13 protein-coding genes are annotated in these 16998 nt (G+C 59.8%); 8 read left to right on the top strand and 5 right to left on the bottom strand.

What is annotated here, in order from left to right:
- The first annotated feature begins 94 nt into the window (after nucleotides 1–94).
- The 8 genes from RGCCGE502_RS11425 (at nucleotide 95) to RGCCGE502_RS11390 (ending at nucleotide 13968) form a co-directional block, all read left to right on the top strand.
- The gene (locus RGCCGE502_RS11425) at nucleotides 95–2188 is read left to right on the top strand and encodes a carboxy terminal-processing peptidase (protein ID WP_016554319.1); all 2094 of its coding nucleotides are present in this window, start codon (nucleotides 95–97) and stop codon (nucleotides 2186–2188) included.
- Between the two features lie 547 nt (nucleotides 2189–2735).
- Entirely contained in the window at nucleotides 2736–3482 is a 747-nt protein-coding gene (locus RGCCGE502_RS11420) for a transporter substrate-binding domain-containing protein (protein WP_016554318.1), read from the top strand.
- A 94-nt stretch (nucleotides 3483–3576) separates the two neighbouring features.
- Complete coding sequence (locus tag RGCCGE502_RS11415; protein WP_016554317.1) at nucleotides 3577–5232, top strand: amino acid ABC transporter permease; 1656 nt, start codon at nucleotides 3577–3579, stop codon at nucleotides 5230–5232.
- Entirely contained in the window at nucleotides 5213–5455 is a 243-nt protein-coding gene (locus RGCCGE502_RS11410) for a Rossmann-fold NAD(P)-binding domain-containing protein (RefSeq protein ID WP_016554316.1), read from the top strand. Before RGCCGE502_RS11415 ends, RGCCGE502_RS11410 begins: the two co-directional genes overlap by 20 nt.
- Nucleotides 5449–8475, top strand: a complete 3027-nt coding sequence (locus RGCCGE502_RS11405; protein WP_016554315.1) for an aminotransferase class III-fold pyridoxal phosphate-dependent enzyme — start codon at nucleotides 5449–5451, stop codon at nucleotides 8473–8475. The genes RGCCGE502_RS11410 and RGCCGE502_RS11405 overlap by 7 nt, the downstream gene beginning before the upstream one ends.
- Before the next feature lie 4 nt (nucleotides 8476–8479).
- The gene (locus RGCCGE502_RS11400) at nucleotides 8480–9514 is read left to right on the top strand and encodes a LacI family DNA-binding transcriptional regulator (RefSeq protein WP_016554314.1); all 1035 of its coding nucleotides are present in this window, start codon (nucleotides 8480–8482) and stop codon (nucleotides 9512–9514) included.
- Between the two features lie 57 nt (nucleotides 9515–9571).
- The gene (locus RGCCGE502_RS11395; protein ID WP_016554313.1) at nucleotides 9572–11572 is read left to right on the top strand and encodes a beta-galactosidase; all 2001 of its coding nucleotides are present in this window, start codon (nucleotides 9572–9574) and stop codon (nucleotides 11570–11572) included.
- A gap of 203 nt (nucleotides 11573–11775) precedes the next feature.
- Nucleotides 11776–13968: a putative bifunctional diguanylate cyclase/phosphodiesterase gene (locus RGCCGE502_RS11390; protein WP_016554312.1), complete on the top strand. Its 2193-nt coding sequence runs from the start codon at nucleotides 11776–11778 to the stop codon at nucleotides 13966–13968.
- A gap of 67 nt (nucleotides 13969–14035) precedes the next feature.
- Here RGCCGE502_RS11390 and RGCCGE502_RS11385 read toward each other — a convergent pair whose 3' ends face one another.
- From RGCCGE502_RS11385 to RGCCGE502_RS37760, 5 genes are all read right to left on the bottom strand, one after another.
- Nucleotides 14036–15190, bottom strand: a complete 1155-nt coding sequence (locus RGCCGE502_RS11385; RefSeq protein WP_016554311.1) for a ceramide glucosyltransferase — start codon at nucleotides 15188–15190, stop codon at nucleotides 14036–14038.
- A 175-nt stretch (nucleotides 15191–15365) separates the two neighbouring features.
- Nucleotides 15366–15497 (bottom strand): hypothetical protein, encoded by a 132-nt coding sequence (locus RGCCGE502_RS38745; RefSeq protein WP_259128203.1) that lies wholly within the window; start codon nucleotides 15495–15497, stop codon nucleotides 15366–15368.
- 380 nt (nucleotides 15498–15877) lie between these two features.
- Nucleotides 15878–16462 carry a class I SAM-dependent methyltransferase gene (locus RGCCGE502_RS11375; RefSeq protein WP_016554309.1) on the bottom strand — a complete coding sequence of 195 codons (585 nt, stop codon included), beginning with the start codon at nucleotides 16460–16462 and terminating at the stop codon, nucleotides 15878–15880.
- Nucleotides 16371–16637 carry a class I SAM-dependent methyltransferase gene (locus RGCCGE502_RS38740; protein ID WP_016554308.1) on the bottom strand — a complete coding sequence of 89 codons (267 nt, stop codon included), beginning with the start codon at nucleotides 16635–16637 and terminating at the stop codon, nucleotides 16371–16373. Before RGCCGE502_RS38740 ends, RGCCGE502_RS11375 begins: the two co-directional genes overlap by 92 nt.
- 139 nt (nucleotides 16638–16776) lie before the next feature.
- Nucleotides 16777–16938 carry a hypothetical protein gene (locus RGCCGE502_RS37760; protein ID WP_206742492.1) on the bottom strand — a complete coding sequence of 54 codons (162 nt, stop codon included), beginning with the start codon at nucleotides 16936–16938 and terminating at the stop codon, nucleotides 16777–16779.
- Nucleotides 16939–16998 lie beyond the last annotated feature (60 nt).

Raw genomic sequence — 16998 nt, 5'->3', positions numbered from 1 at the left:
TGGGGCGAATGCTCCATGTGGTTGCCAAAAAACCACAATTGCTCCACCTAGATCGCACATCATCACTCGGCATTATGAATTGGGTCAAAACTGAATGCGCATACCCTACGTTTTCCTTGGTGCATTTCTTGCAATCGCGCAGTCCGCGTATGCTGAAGTAGCACCGCCGCCTGTCCTAGCGCCTCAAAAACAGCAGGCGCAGGCGGCTGAGTTGAGTGCGAGATTTCTGACGCGCTTCAGCTACAAGTCCGTTCCGCTTGATGACGCCTTGTCGGCCAAGATCATGGACCGGTTCATCAAATCACTCGATCCGGATCGCGTGATCTTCCTGCAAGCGGACATCGACAAGTTTATGTCTGACCGCAGCAAGATCGATGATGCTATCGAACGCGAGGACCTGAAGATCCCGTTTGCAATCTTCAACGTGTATGAACAACGCATTGTCGATCGCATGAACTACGCGCGCAACTTGCTTAAGCAGGGCTTCGATTTCAGTGTGCAGGAGGATTATTCCCTGCTGCGTGAAAAGGAGCCTTGGCCGCAGACGGAAGCCGAGAGTGATGACCTTTGGCGCAAGCGCGTCAAAAACGACTGGTTACGGTTGAAATTGGGCGGCAAAACCGACTCGGCAATCCGCGAGACGCTCGACAAACGTTACGCAAACGCGCTTGATCGCGCATACAAGTATAAGAGCGATGATGTTTTCCAGTCGTTCATGGATGCCTATACGACGTCAATCGACCCACATACGGACTATTTCGGCGCCACGGCTTCAGCTGACTTCGACATCGCGATGAAGCTGTCGCTGGTCGGTATCGGTGCGGTACTGCAGGAGCGCGACGATTACACGACCGTCCGTGAGCTCGTGCCCGGCGGGCCGGCGGAGTTGTCCGGTAAGCTCTCGGTCGGCGACCGCATTACCGGCGTGGGTCAAGGCAAGAATGGACCAATCAAAGAAGTAGTGGGCACGCGCCTTGATGAGGTCGTGCAAATGATACGGGGGAAGAAGGGTTCTGTCGTGCGCTTGGACATTCTCCCGGCCGACGCCGGGGCGGAAGGCACCCATCGGATCGTCAGCTTGGTGCGCGATAAAATCAACCTAGAAAAACAGGCAGCCCAGAAGACGGTCCTGTCCGTGAAAGTCGGTGAAGCCACTCGCAAAATCGGTGTGATTACCCTGCCGGCATTCTATGAGGATTTTGAGGCCCGACGCAAAGGAGACAAGGACTACAGGAGCGCGAGCCGCGATGTCGCCAAGCTTCTCGGTGAACTGAAGCAAGAAGGAGTCGACAGCGTTCTCATTGATGTTCGCAACAACGGCGGCGGTTCATTGGACGAAGCGATCGATTTGACCGGTCTGTTCATCGGCAGTGGTCCCGTCGTCCAGCAACGCGGCAGCGACGGCAAGGTCACGGTCAGAAGCGCAGATTTTCGGACGCCCGTCTGGACGGGCCCGATGGGTGTCTTGATCAATCGCGGGTCGGCCTCGGCTTCGGAGATCTTTGCCGCGGCAATCCAAGATTATGGTCGAGGCGTGATCGTCGGCGAACCCAGCTTCGGCAAGGGTACCGTTCAGACTGTCGTCAATCTTGATCAGATGGTCCGTAACAGCAAACCCGAATTCGGTGAGCTGAAAGTGACGATTTCCCAGTTTTTCCGCATCAATGGCGGGACAACACAGTTGCGCGGCGTAACCCCCGATATCAGCTTGCCGGGGTTTTCAGATCCGAAGAGCTTTGGTGAGATGAGTTATGACAATGCCCTGCCGTGGACCGAACTCAAGCCTGCCAAGTATGCGCCCACTGGCAATGTAGCGACGTTGCTGCCGAGCTTGCAAAGCCGCCATGACGCTCGAGTACAGAGCGATCCGGACTTTCAACGCGTTCTAGAAGACATCGCCGATCTGAAGGCGCAACGTGAGAAGGGGGTTATCTCCCTCAACGAGGCCAAACGTCGCGAGGAAGCGACTGCTCGAGAAAATCGACTCAAATCGAGACCGGAAGCAAACAATGGCGAAGATCCCGATGTCGATGACGGCCTGCAGGCAAACGAACGCAGCCTAAGTGCTGACATTGCTATGGAAAATGCCCGCAAGAAGGCAAAGGATGTTTTGCTGAACGAGGCCGCTGCCATTCTTTCCGATGAAGCGGACTTGAAGGAAAGCGCGCCAAAGGCCGCCACAAAATAACTCGGAAGCGGGCGGAGACCAGCCATCCCCTTGGTTGGTCCTGCCTCCGCAGAATTCTGAAGACGTGTAAGGCGTCGGTTCAATATGCTATTGGGACGCCGCCGAGCCTTGCGCGGCGTCACGGATCCAGAATCGGCAGTATAGCCTTTGCTGCTTGACGCTCGATTCGCCGTCGGCGCCTCCGAATTGGTTCTTGGCCTCGATGATCGTCTTACGACTTCACGAAATACGGAAGCATGGACGACTTTCCCGAAAGAAGGGCTTGGGCCCATCCCAGGCTGCGAAAGAAGTCTCCACCTTTCCGGTTTGAGTTCTCGCCGAGTGAGGCGCACCGCTCCTTTGACAGGGGCTAAAATAGAAATAAAAACGTTTTTATTTTTCTTGAAATCGTTTTTATTGTTGGATATCTCTTGCTTCTAAGCTTGGGAGGGCTTGGCGCGGCCTCGATCATTCAGAGTGGTCAGTCGAGCGGTCGCGAACCAACGGCAATGACCGGCTGTCGTGTACCGGCGCCGTTTCCCTATGGTTTATCAGGAGGAGGAGAAGCATGAAAAAACTAATCGTCACGCTCGCGCTCTCGGCGCTGGTGTCAAGTGCAGCCTACGCGGCGGATCTCGATGGTAAGCTGGTTAAGGTCGGCTCGGACACAACCTCGCCGCCGATGGAAAGTGTCGATCCGACCAGCGGCCAGATCGTTGGTTTCGACGTCGACGTGGTCAATGCCATTTGCGCCAAGATAAATTGCCAAGCCGAGTTCGTGACAACTGGCTGGGACGGCATCTTCGCGGCCCTCGACCAGAGCAGCTTCGATCTCGTCGCGTCCGGCGTCTCCATCACCGATGAACGCAAAAAGGCAATGGATTTCTCCGACCCCTATATCGTCAACAGTCAGGCGGTGCTGATGCGCGTCGCCGACCAGGGCACCTCGCTCGACGATTTCAAGGCACACGGCCGAAAGCTTTCAGCGCAGGCAAATACCACTGACGCGCAGGTGGCCGAAAAGGTAGTCGGCAGAGAGAATGTGATCGCTTACGACAGCTTCAGCGCGGCGATCATTGCGCTGAAGAACAAGGATGTCGACGGCGTCGTCATTAATGGTGCCAATGCCGCCGCTTACGAGCGCGAATTCGCCGGTGAGCTAGTCGTTGCCATCAAGGATCTGGAATCCGATCCGCTTGGACTTGTCTTCCGCAAGGGCGATGAGAACGTCGCCGTCTTCAACGAGGGCCTGAAGGCCATCAAGGACGACGGCACGCTCGATAAGCTAGTGGCAAAGTACTGGGGCTTGAAGTAGGCGCGCGGCGCCTAAGCCCGTTTGCCACTTTCCGGAGCGCGCTGTCTTTGGCGCTCCGGCTCGACCGAACCCTTGAAATGCCCTGGAGGAATGGATGTCGTTCCTGAGAAGCGTGCGTCCGAGCAATCTGATCATCCTGACCGCGCTGCCCTTTATCGTCTATCTGTTTGCTTCCTCAGGCGCTTATCAACGCTCGTTGAAGGCGATCCTTGGCGTCGAAAACGGCTCGTCAGCCTTCGTGCCCGGCTTCCTGCTGATGCTTCTGGCCTTCGCAACCGGCTTCGCAGTGCCGACAGTCGCGAGCGCCAAGGGTCGAAAGAAGCAATGGCCGATGGTGGTGGCCGCAGTGAACGTCCTGGCGGCGCTTGCCATGATCTGGACCGCACTCGTTCATCCCTTTGTTGCCTCAGTGCTTGCCAATGGGGTCGATCCGTTCAAGTCGGAGCTGATTGTCAAGGGCGTTACCCCGCGACAGCTCACCGAAACAGCCGACATAATGCTGCGGGGCATCGAGAGTTGGCTGTTTCCTGCCTATCTGCTCCTCAGCCTTGTCGGCATTGTTCTGTTCCTTGCCGCTCGGCCGGCTGTCGGCGAAGAGCCGGGGCCGTTGCGTCGAGCCGGTGGCTGGGTCCTTGGCATCGCCAATGCGGCGGGGCTGGTTTTTGTCCTGTTCTTTGCCCACATCGCGTTCGCTTCGGGCGTTGCGACCACAGTGCGCGCGGCTGTTGCCGCCTATCTGCTGGCGGCGTTGCTCGGTCTTGCTTGGGTCGGATTGCTCCAACTGCGTGCCAGTACCCGCACGACGAGCTATTTCGCTGGCGCAACCGTACTTCTCGTGCTCGTCGCCGCTTGGTTTCTCCTGCAGCCCAGGGATGCCTATGTGCTGGCGGGAACATTTGACGGAAAGATAGGCATCGTTACCAACACGCCGGCAAGCCTCGTAAGCGCCGTGCGCTTCGGTCAATATGAAGGCGCGCCGGAGACGGAAACGCCGGTGCGCACTTTCGTCGGGCCGAAGGAGGCTCTGGCTTCGATCGCCAAGAATGAAGGCGTGAGCGGCGCGTTGTTGCCAGCGACAGCAGCGCCTGCCGACCTGCCGGTCTTGTGGAAGACTGAAGCGCTCAACGACCGCGACCGCGCGACGGGTATCACCTTCGTTGTCTTTGCGATCATTCTCGGCCTCTTGACCTTCGGCGGCTTCCTGCACCACCGCCATCCGCTGGCCGTCGGTTCCGAACTGGTGGTCGATACAATCCGCGGCATCCCGATGCTCGTGATCGTCCTCTATGTCGGCCTGCCGCTCAGTGGCGCACTTAAGGACGCAACGCAGGGCGTGCTCGATCCGCCGAATATCCTGCGCGGCATTGTTGCCATGGCACTTGCCTATTCGGCCTATCTCGCAGAGATCTTCCGCTCCGGCATCAACGCGGTCCCGGTCGGCCAGATAGAAGCGGCCAAGAGCATCGGCCTCAACCGCTGGCAGACGGCACGTCTCGTCATCTTGCCGCAGGCCCTGCGGATCGTTATTCCGCCGCTCGGCAACGAGTTGATCGCCATTCTCAAGGACACCTCACTGCTATCGATCCTGTCGATCCGCGACATTACCCAGAGAATGCGTGAGTTCCAGTCAGCAAGCTTCCTGCCATTCGCGCCCTATAACTCGGCGGCGATCTTTTACATCTTCCTGACGCTGGCCGCAGCGAGCCTCGTCAACATGGTGGAGCGCCGATATGACGTCAAACACCGCTGACAGCGGCCGCACCGTGTTCATAACAGGGGCAGGGCACGGCCTTGGGCAGGCGCTTGCGGTACTCTCGCTGCATCCGGGTTGGGTAAGGACCGATATGGGCGGCGAGAGGGCGATGGTGGCTGCGCGGCATAGCGCAAACGGCCTCAAGCGGATTATCGACGGCGCGAGCATGGCTGACAGTGGCAGCTTCTACGCCTATGACGGAAAGCAGGTTGCATGGTGAGGGACAGGATGCACGCGGTTGAACAGGCGATCGGGACCCTTCTGCGAGACGCTTACGGCATTGAGGCTGCGCTCGCACCTTTGCCGGGGGAGCATGACCTGAATCTTCGCCTGCGCGCAACAGACGGCAGCGACTACCTCCTTAAATTGCACGCCGCCGGCGATGACGTCGAGCTCGACATGCAGATGGCGGTGCTCGACTATCTTCAAAGCAACGCTCCCGAGCTTCCCCTGTCGCGGGCGATAAGGACGCGACAGGGGGCGGTAAGCATTCCAGCCGAGATCGATGGACCGAGAACGGCGCGGCTGCTTACCTGGCTGCCCGGCACCATCTGGGCGAAATCGACAGTGCGCGGCCGCCACAGTGCCGAAGCGCTTGGCCGGCTGCTCGGTCAGCTCGATTGGCATCTACAGGGCTTTACCCACGCTGGCGCGCGCCGGATCTATGGCTGGGATATCGGCCGCGCCGACATGCATCTTACTCATGTCGCCATGATCGGGGACGCCCACAAGCGGGCCAGCGTACATACCATCCTCAGCCATTTCACCGACAACGTCCTACCACGCCTGCAGGCCTGCCCGCGGCAAGTGATCCACAACGATGCCAACGATTACAACGTGCTGCTGGATGAAGCCGGAAACGTCAGTGGTCTGCTCGATTTCGGCGACATGGTCGAGACCTTTCGTGTCGTCGAGATCGCGGTAGCCGCGGCCTATGCCCTGATCGGCGAGCGTGATGCAGTGGGCACCATCGCGGCGGTGACGGGAGCTTATCACGACGTTAATCCGCTGAGCGAGACCGAGGCGGAGATGGTCTTTGACCTGGTGCGCACCCGCTATGCCGTCAGCATGTGCATGGCCGCGAAACAGATCCGCGACAATCCCGACAACACCTATCTCCTCGTCAGCCAGGAGGATGTCTGGCGCGAACTGCAGCGGCTGGAGACTGAGAACCGCTCGATCGCCGTTGCCCGCATCCGGGATGCATGCGGGTTCGCCGCAATCCCCTCCGCCGCCGGGGTGGTAAAGTGGCTGGAGCGCAATGCCCATGATTTTGTTCCCATCGTCCGCCCTTCTGCCGAAAGACCCGAGGTCGCGGTCCTGGATTTCTCGGTCGCTGGCGGGAACTGTTGGGCGGGACTTGCGCCCGACGCCGCCGAAGCGCGCATTGACGCCATCCTGGCTAAGGAGCATGCCGATTTCGCCATCGGCCTCTATGGCGAGAACCGGGCAATCTATCAAGGCGACGCCTTCGAAACGGGAACCGAGGGAGCGCGCCGGTCGGTGCATCTCGGCATTGATATATTCGTGCCGGCCGGCGAGCCGGTGTACGCGCCCTTTGCAGGAACCGTCGCGTTCATCCACGACGACGCCGTCGCGTTCGGCTTCGGCCCGACAGTTCTTTTGCAGCATGACACTGACGATGGCACCGTTTTCTGGACACTTTACGGGCACCTGGCACGCGAAGGTGTTGCCAGGCTCTCGGTTGGACAGCCGATTGCCAAGGGCGAAGCCTTCGCCGAGTTCGGCGCAGCATCGGAAAACGGGCAGTGGGCACCGCACCTGCATTTCCAGATCGTAACCGATCATCTCGGCCTCGGCGGTCGAATGCACGGCGTCGGCGTACGCGATCAGTGGCAGGTCTGGCGCGACGTCAGCCCCGATCCCTCGGTCGTCCTCGGCCTTCCCGTTCCAGCCTCGGTCATAGTGGCGCGCGACAAGGATTTTCTGGTTCGTGAGCGTCACCGTCGCACAGGTCGCTCACTCAGCATCGCCTACAGTGCGGCGCCTTTGAAGATTGTCGGCGGCGAAGGTGCCTGGCTGATCGAAGAGGACGGCACCCGCTGGCTGGACATGGTCAACAACGTTTGCCACGTCGGCCATTGCCATCCGCGTGTCGTTGCCGCGGCACAGACCCAGATCGGCCACTTGAACACCAATTCGCGTTACCTCCACGATTCCCTTGTCGAATATGCACGGCGCCTGACGGCACAGTTTCCCGATCCGCTGAACGTCTGCTTCTTCGTCAATTCCGGCAGTGAGGCCAACGATCTCGCGATCCGCCTGGCGCGGGCCTATACTGGAAATCGCGACATCATCACGATCGACCATGCTTATCACGGCCATCTTTCGAGCCTGATCGACGTCAGCCCGTATAAGTTCGCCGGTCCAGGCGGCGAAGGACAGCCGGCGCATGTCCGCGTCGCAGAAATGCCGGATCTTTATCGGGGCCGCTTCCGCTATGGGGATGCCGAAGCCGGCAACAGATACGCCGATAGCGTAAAGGACCAGATCGAAGCGCTGGCGGCGCACGGTCGTCGCCCGGCGCTGTTTTTCAGTGAAGGCATTCTCGGCACCGGCGGCCAGCTTCCGTTGCCTGATAACTACCTCAACCAAGCCTTCGCCTTTGTTCGGGAAGCCGGCGGGCTTTGCCTGTCGGACGAGGTGCAGGTGGGCTTCGGCCGCGTCGGCCGCCATATGTGGGCGCATGAGCTGCAGGGCGTGGTGCCTGACATCGTGACGATGGGCAAGCCGATCGGCAACGGCCATCCGATGGCAGCCGTGGTCACGACCGAGGCAATCGCTGCATCCTTCGCCAATGGCATGGAATACTTCAACACGTTCGGCGGCAACCCAGTCTCGGCCGAAATCGGGCTTGCGGTGCTCGACGTCATCCGCGACGAGCGGCTGACCCACCATTGCCGCGTGATCGGCGACCGGCTGATGGACGGCGCGCGTGCGCTGGCCGAGCGCCATGGACTGATCGGCGACGTGCGCGGATCCGGCCTCTTCAACGGGATCGAACTGGTGCGCAGCCGCGAGACGCTGGAACCAGCGGCAGCAGAACTCGAACGCCTGATCGCCGGCATGAAGAGCCGGCACCGCATTCTCCTCAGCAGCGAGGGTCCGCATCATAACGTGCTGAAGATCAAGCCACCGGCTCCCTTCAGCGCCGAAGATTGCGACCGGTTCCTTAATGCGCTCGACGAAGAATTGACCTTGATCGCAAAGGGCGGGTGAGCGGATGCAAAGAGCCACGATCAAGACGATTGCGCAAGAGACCGGGTTGTCGATCGCCACGGTATCGAAGGCGCTCAACAATTCGCCGCAAGTCCGCCCGGAGACGCGCGCCGTTGTCCTCGCGGCGGCCGAACGGGTTGGCTACGAGCTCAACATGCATGGGGTGCAGCTGCGCACGGGCAAGACCTACCAGGTGGCGGCGATCATGTCGGCGCCCGGTCCTCGCCAGAACGAATGGGAAGGCGTCGAGTACGCCCAGTTGCTCAGCGGCATTTCCTGGGCTCTGGAAGAGAGCCCTTACCGCGTCTCGCTCTACGCCGTGCGCAATTTCGAGGAGAGCCTCGCCACCATCAAGCAGATCGTCACGCTGAAGAAGGCAGACGGCATCATTTTCTCCGGCACGCGCGCGGAAGATCCACGGATACGGCTGATGCAGGAGGCCGATTTCCCCTTCGTCACCTATGGCACGACGATGCACAACGCGCCGCACGCTTTTGTCGATGCCGACAACGAGCAGATGATCCGTCTTTGCATGAGCCGCCTCGTTGGGCGCGGTCATCGTCGCATCGCGCTCGTCAATCCGGCGGTGGAGCTCACCTATGCGATCACCCGGTTGGACGCCTATCGCTTGGCGCTGGAAACGGCGGGGCTGCCCTTCGACCCGGCGCTTGTCTCCCATGGACATCTAACGCCCGCCTTCGGCCGCGAGAGCGTCCTTGCCATGTCGAAACTTCCGGATCCGCCGACCGCTTATATCTGCGCCAACGAAGCGGCGGCACTCGGGGCCTTGTCCGGCTTTCATGCCCGGGGCCTCGTGCACGGCCGAGACGCGGTCATCAATGCGACCGACGACCTCAATGTCAGCCAGTACTTCGCGCCGCCGATCACCACATTCTTCCTGCCGATCAGTGAGCCGAGCGCGCTGCTTGGCACCTCCATCCTGCGGCGTATGGAGGGCGAGCCTCCCGAGGCGTTGCAAACTCTTTTGATGCCCGACCTGATCGAGCGCTGCGACGATCGGCTGCCGTCGGACCGCTGAAGATTTTCGCCCCAAGTTGGATGCCCACGACCCAAGACGACAAGGACTGCCGCGTTTATGATTGCCCCGATACCTTTTCAGCCCGACCAGATGCAAAGCGACAGGCTGGAACTCGGCGTCTGCTATTACCCCGAACAATGGCCGCGCGAGAAGTGGCAGGACGATGCGCGCCGCATGAAGGAGTTGGGTCTTTCCTGGGTTCGCGTGGGCGAGTTTGCCTGGGCGCATATGGAACCGCGCCCCGGTGATCTGCGCTGGGAATGGTTGGACGAGGCGATCGATGTGCTTGGCCGGGCAGGGCTGAAAGTCATTCTCGGAACACCGACCGCCGCGCCGCCAAAATGGTTGGTGGATCTCTATCCCGATATTCTGCCGGTCGATACAAAAGGCACTGTTCGCAAGTTTGGTGCGCGCCGCCATTACTGTTTCTCCAGCCGCCGTTATCGCCAGGAGGCTGCTCGCATTGTCGAAGCGATGGCCAAGCGCTACGGCACGCATCCTTTCGTGTACGCATGGCAGATCGACAACGAATATGGCGACCACGACACGGTCTACAGCTATTCGAAGGAAGCCGAGCGAGCCTTTCGCCTGTGGCTTGCCGAGCGCTACGGCACCATTGACGCACTCAACGCAGCTTGGGGCACGAATTTCTGGTCGATGCGCTACGGCGCGTTCGAGGAGATCGAACTGCCGAACAATCTGGTTGAAGAGCCGAGCCCGACACATCTCGTCGATTTCATTCGCTTCTCGTCCGACCAGGTGAAAAGCTTCAACGGCATGCAGGCCGATCTGTTGCGCCGCCATGCGCCGGGACGCCCGGTGACGCACAACTTCATGTCGAACAATTTTGACTTTGACCACTACGAGGTCGGCGCCGACATCGATATCGCCTCGTGGGACGTCTATCCAATGGGCGGACTGCTGAACGGCCGACTGTCTGACGACAACAAGGCGCGTTACTTGCGTACCGGCGATCCCGACCAGACAGCGTTTTATCATGATCTCTACCGGGCTGTCGGGCGCGGACGCGTCTGGGTGATGGAGCAGCAGCCAGGACCGGTCAACTGGGCCTCTCACAACCAGGCGCCTGCCGATGGCATGGTGCGTTTGTGGACATGGCTTGCCTACGCCCACGGCGCCGACATGGTGTCCTACTTCCGCTGGCGCCAGATCCACTACGCCCAGGAGCAGTTCCATTCAGCCCTGCTACTGCCGAACGGCGAGCCGGACCAGGGGTATCAGGAAGTGGCGCAGGTTATCGCCGAGATCGCCCGCTTGCCCGCTGGCGCGCGCCGGAAAAAGGCGGAAGTTGCGCTGGTGGTCGACTACCCCTCGCGATGGGCGAGCCGCGCCCTGCCGCAAGGCCGCAGCTACGACGCAACCGCCATCGGGCTTGACTGGTATGCCGCGCTGTCGCGCTACGGGATCGATGTCGATATTGTCGGACAGCATTGCGACCTCGACGGCTACGCGGCGGTTTTCGCGCCCGATCTGCTAATCGTCGACGCAGTGTTTGTCGAACGGCTTGCGCAGTGCGGAGCCAAAGCTCTCTTCGGCCCGCGCAGCGGCAGCAAGACACCTAATCTTCAAATTCCGACCAGTTTGCCGCCGGGCCCGTTGAACGCGCTTTTGGATATGCAGGTGGTGCGGGTCGAGTCTTTGCCCGAATTTCACATCGAATCGGTGCTGCATGGCAACGAGACTTATCCCGCCAGCGTTTGGCGCGAAACGATCCGAACAAGCGAACCAGTTCTCGCCAGCTTTTCGGGAGAATATCGCGATGGCGCACCGGCGCTCGTCGGCAATAGCAAGGCGCGCTATCTCGCGGTCGTGGCACAAGGCGACCTGCTGATGAAGGTGATCGGCGACACCTTGGACTGGGCGGGAGTTGCGCGGCAGCCCGATCTTGGCGATCTGCGCGTGAGCCGGCGCGGTCCACTTCACTTCGCCTTCAATTTCGGCAAAGTTTCGGCGGAGGTGCCCGCGGCCACCGAGGCCGTTTTCCATGTCGGTGAGCGTATACTGACGCCCATTGGCGTCGCTGTCTGGACGGAATAGGAAAGGCCGGAAGACCGCGCGCCACCTAAAGCGCTTTTCGATCGTCCGGGCGGCGAACGGCTGAGGCTGTTGTGCGTACAGCAGAGGCTGACGCCAGCGGACGCGGATGGTTCTTCACTGCATACCAGGAATTTCGGTTTGATAGAATGTAAGCGCGCCTTAATGTTCATGTGCTAGGACCGACGCTAGAAAGGGCCCCGAGTATGAAATACGCGCAAGTCCGACCGCTTCTGCTGGTCCTCGTTCTTCCTCTCGTCGCTGCGCTGTCGATTTATACCGGGCTCTTCGCGGTTCTTGAGCTTGCTACCGAACGGAGCGACAAGATCGCCGCCGAGCGTCAAACGCATCTCGCCGAGACGCTCATTTCAAAAATGCAGGCGGCAGTGGCCCACGACCAGGAAAGTTCAACCGTCTGGGACGATGCGATCAGAAACGTGCGCGATGACAATGCCGAATGGATGCAGGCGAACCTTGGCAAGTGGATGTTCACCTACTTCCAGCACGACCGGGCCTATGTGATCGCTCCGGATGACCGTGCAGTCCACGTGTTCGCTTCCGACGAGGCGGATTCGGCGAAGGCGTACCAACAGGTTCGCGATGTCATAGCGCCGTTGGCGGAAAGGCTGCGCGCAAGGCTTGTCGCCGGCGACGACACCGGGATTTCAGATCAGGTCTTGAGCATTGGGGAAAGCGATCTTTCTGTCGTCAACAACCACCCGGCAATAGTCAGCGTGAAACCGATCATCTCCGACACTGGCAACATCGAGCAGAATCCTTCCGAGATCTATTTGCATGTCGCCGTCCGCTACCTCGACGGCAGCTTTTTGGCGAGGGTGTCGAACGAGTACCAGTTTGATGACCTCACCTTTGCCTGGGCGAAATCGAGTGATGAGGATCGATCGTTCGCCGCAACGAGAAGTGCCGATGGGAGAGAGTTCGGATACTTCTCCTGGCGTCCGTTTGCTCCCGGCGAAGCCGTCGCGCAGTCGGTTCGCCCAGCCCTAGGCGCTGTGGGCGTATCGGTGTTCGTCGCGCTGGCCGGGATGGGGGCCATGGTTGGTGTGCGAAATCGAAAACTTCGGCAGAGCAGGGCCGCGCTTGAACATCTCGCTCGCCACGACACTCTCACGGGATTGGCGAACCGGGCGTGGTTCGCCGAGCATCTGGCGACAGTGATCTCCGGATCTGCCACGACGCAGTCGAACGCGGTTCTGTTCATGGACCTTGATCGGTTCAAACAGGTCAACGACACGATGGGGCACCCGGTTGGCGATCGTCTCCTAGTGCTGGTGGCGGAGAGGTTGCGCGGGATTTTCCCGGGCAGCGTCGTGGGCAGGCTCGGAGGGGATGAATTTACCGCGGTCGTGACCAACGTTACGAGCGACCAGGTTTCGCGGTTGTGTGAGCAAGTCATCGACTCCATGCGGCGTCCATTCGAGATCAACGGAACGCCAATCAGCATTGGTGCGAGCATTGGCGTCGTGATCGGCGTCGGACGTGATGTTGATCCATCCGATCTGACGCGGAAAGCTGACATCGCGCTCTACAATGCAAAGGCTGCGGGCAGAAACCGCTTTGCGATCTTTGGTCCTCATATGGATGACCTCGTGCAAGATCGCCGCGAACTCGAAGGCGACTTGCGGCTCGCGGTCCGGAATCGCAGAGATCTCGAGGTCTATTTTCAACCCGTCTACGCTGCCCCGAACGGAGCCCTGTATGGCGCCGAGGCGCTGCTTCGATGGAAGCACCCCGCACGAGGTCTTATCAGCCCGGAGGTGTTCATTCCCATCGCCGAAGAATGCGGCGTCATCACCCAGCTGGGCGATCTTGTTCTTGAAGAGGCCTGCCTGGCAGCGCAGCGCTGGCCGGATCTGGAGATCGCGATCAACGCCTCACCGCTCGAGTTGCGAAACGAGGCGTATGCGCTGAGGGTCATCGCGGCCGTGAACAAGCATAAGATCGATCCCGCGCGGCTGGAGATCGAAATAACCGAGGGCACGCTGCTCGATAGTGCAGGGGAATGCCAGCGCAACATCGAGGCCCTCCGCTCTGTCGGTGTCCGCATTGCGCTGGACGATTTTGGCACGGGCTTTTCCGGCTTCGGTCGCCTGCAATATGTCGCCGTCGACCGTATCAAGATCGACAAGAGCTTCGTGGACGGCTTCGATAGCCAGGAGGCTGGCAATCGGGCTATTGTCGAGGCGATGATAAGGCTGGCGCGGGCTAAGGGCTTGAAGACAACGGCTGAAGGCGTTGAGACCGAAGAGCAGCGGGCAATCCTGAAAGAACTCGGTTGCGATCACCTGCAAGGATATCTCCTGTCGAAGCCCATGACCAAGGACGCATTCGACCGGATGGTAGGAACGAATGTGATCGACTTGCAGGCGAAGCGCTAGGTTGGTGCTTCCGGAGAATTTTCAGGTCTGAGGTGACGACGCCGCGGATGAGTGTGGGGGTCGATTGCTAGGGGCTGGCAATTGGCTCAGCCACACCGGCTTCGAGGCGAGACCCGTTTGATCCGATCACCATCCTGTTTCCGCGCCAATCGAAGCTTCCGGCCAACCAACTCCTGATCCAGATGGCAGGCAACAAGACATCACGCGTCACCATTGCAACGAGCGATATCGGTGAGAGGTGCCAATTCTTGCGGGCGGCAAGAAGAAGTTCCGGTATGTAGGCAACGCATAAGACCGCGACAGCTGTGATGGAAAGACTGGCGCCGGAAACGGACGCGGCGCACACGCACAGTGATAGGGGAGGAACCACGCCTAACAGGATCTCCGGGGCGAAGAAATGCGGGAAAGTCACGCGTCTCAGCCGCGCCCAGCGGCATTGTCTCGCCCATATCTCGCGGAAGGTTCTTCTTCCTAACGGCTGCTCGAACGGCCCACCAACCAGATGCACCTTGAGGCCCATTCGGTTCACGAGCTTGGTGGCCGCGGCATCTTCTGCGATCTCAGCCCCAAGCGCCTGGATGCCACCGTGGGAGTTGAGGATCTTCTTTCGCCACAGCATGCTCTTGCCTTGCGCGAAGCCAAATCCAAGAGCCTCTCCCGCATATTGCCAGCGGGCCTGGTGGGTGTTGAGAAACGCACATTCCACCTCCGCCCAAAACCCTGTGGGACGGGAGCCAAGTGGCGTAGAGCAGACAAGTCCACTATCGGGCCGCCATGCGGCGATCAGGCGCACGAGATAGTCCTTGGGCATCAAAACGTTGGAATCGGCAAGCACGACCCATTCGTGCAACGCTGCGTTCCAGCCCTTGACACAATTGTTGAGTTTCGGATTTGCGCTGACGCGATCGTCCCCAACAAGGACCGTCGCCTGTGTCAGCGGCTTCGCCCGGCGAGCCTCTTCAGCCACGCCAATTACCGGATCGGCCTTGTCGGCAACGCAGAAGATGATTTCGTAGTCGGGCCAATCCAGGCTCAGCGCACTTTCGAGCGTCTCCCGCGAGAACTGTTCCACCCCGCAAAGGGGTATCACGATTGAGACGGGCGGACGGGCGGAAACGCTTGGCGTTTCGTCTTGGCGGGATCGAATCCGCCATCCCGCGATAACAAGACTGAGGGTATTGGCTGCCAACAGGGCACCGGCGACGGCAATGATATACAGCATCAGTCATTCCAGCGGTGAACAGCGCCGGAATGAAAACGAGTCTCAGCGCCCGGTGAGTTAAGACATCATCGTCACATGACGCGATGATGACATCTGCCTGTTGCTCTGTGGGGAGTTAACAGGAGCATCGGAGCAAGTTGTTAGCGCGCCATGCCAACGGCTGCCAACGCTGAACTCAGTGCTTTCTCCTCAGGGCCCTTTGAACCTTGACAATCTCGCCCTTCATCAGGATCAGGAAGTGCTTCTTGTCGAGGCGGTTGGCGACGTCGCCGTCTACCGTCATGTAGTCCGTTCTGGGACTGGACATGGTCTCATCCGCTACCCTGATCTGCTCAATCACGATGCAAGGATTTCCAGCGCCACCCGTGCATTTGAACCGCCGCGTCTCCTGGTACTGTGACATCGATCCCCTCCTAAGCTGACGGCAAGCATCATCGCGACCGAAGCCGGGATTTCAAGTTATAATTTAGGTGTTGCTGAATTATACGAAGGGCGAGGTGTGTCCGGTGGCGACAAGCAAAGCCCGGTGCTGGTTTGGACAGCGCCGGGCCTATGTGACTGCAGTTGAGGGAAACGCAGTCAGTGCAACGACAAAGGGTGCGCTGCCCAGGAAGAACGTTGCTGCGGTTCGGATGTTCCGAACCGCAAAGGCATTGTTCAGGCTGCCGCCTCTCGGCGCGCCCATCGCTAGTTTTGGCGTGGTGCCTCGGCGGTGAACACAAACGCCGACATTCGCCCTTCGATCGGCCCCTTGCCGAAGGTTTTCTCAAGCGCCTCCGTTACGCGTGCCACGACATCGACCTTCGGATGGCGTGCTTCGATTTCCAGGCGGAGCGGACTACCCCTGCAGAAGGCGGTGGCTGCGTCGCGTGCCGAGGACGTGTGGGATGTCTTTTCGACCTTTGCGAAGGTCGCCGACTGGAAGCCGGCGCGCTCGAGCTCGGACAGGATCGTCTCGGGATCGAAATAGCCATGTGGCGTCCGTCGAAAGAACTCCGGCGGATCATCCGGAAACAGTACATCAGTTGCGGTCCTGACAGCCGCTGCGAAATCGTTGCTCTCGACCGTGTCCCAAGTGTTGAAGAGAAACGTTCCCTTCGGCTTCAGTACGCGGAGGATTTCGTGGTAGGCGCGGTGTTTGTCGGGAAAGAACATGACGCCGAACTGACTGGCGGCGGCGTCAAAGGTCTGATCGGGGAAGGGGAGGCTTAACGCATTGGCCTGGCGCCATACAACGTGCCCTTCGGGGTAGGTGTCTCCGTGCAGCGACATCCAGCATCGCCTGGTTCAAATCGGTGGCGATGATTTCGGCGTGCGGAAGTGCTGCGGATATCGCCCGCGTGAGAGCACCCGACCCCGCCGCTACCTCGAGGACGCGGTGCGGATGAACGGACGCCAGGCGCTGGGCCAGATCGGCCGCGTAAGGGTCAAACAGGATCGGCACCATGTAGCGGTCGTAGGCCGCAGGGATATCGCCTTGAAAACACGCGTCATTTACAGCCATGATCGTTCCGCTCCATAGCCACCGCTCTGGAGCGTATATTAGGACCTTTCACCGTTTCTTTGAAGGTGTTGCCGAGCGGCGCTCAGCGAGAGTCTGTCATACCCAAGGCTTGCAGATCGAGGTCATCCGCCAGATGCCTCGGCAGACGCGCCAGTTGATCTCGCGTACGATTGCGTGTCAGGCGTGAGATCTGACGCGATCTGAATGCGTAGAAGATGTCAAAGATTAGGTTTAGAGTGCTCATCGCGGCCTCCTTTCATCGGTTTTAGCGGCCACGATCGAAGGGTACCGTCGGGTTGACTTT

Source organism: Rhizobium grahamii CCGE 502 (genome assembly GCF_000298315.2).
In the GTDB taxonomy this organism is placed as follows: domain Bacteria; phylum Pseudomonadota; class Alphaproteobacteria; order Rhizobiales; family Rhizobiaceae; genus Rhizobium; species Rhizobium grahamii.
Note: the sequence above shows the minus strand (reverse complement) of the source record. Positions and strands in the feature narration are given on the sequence as shown.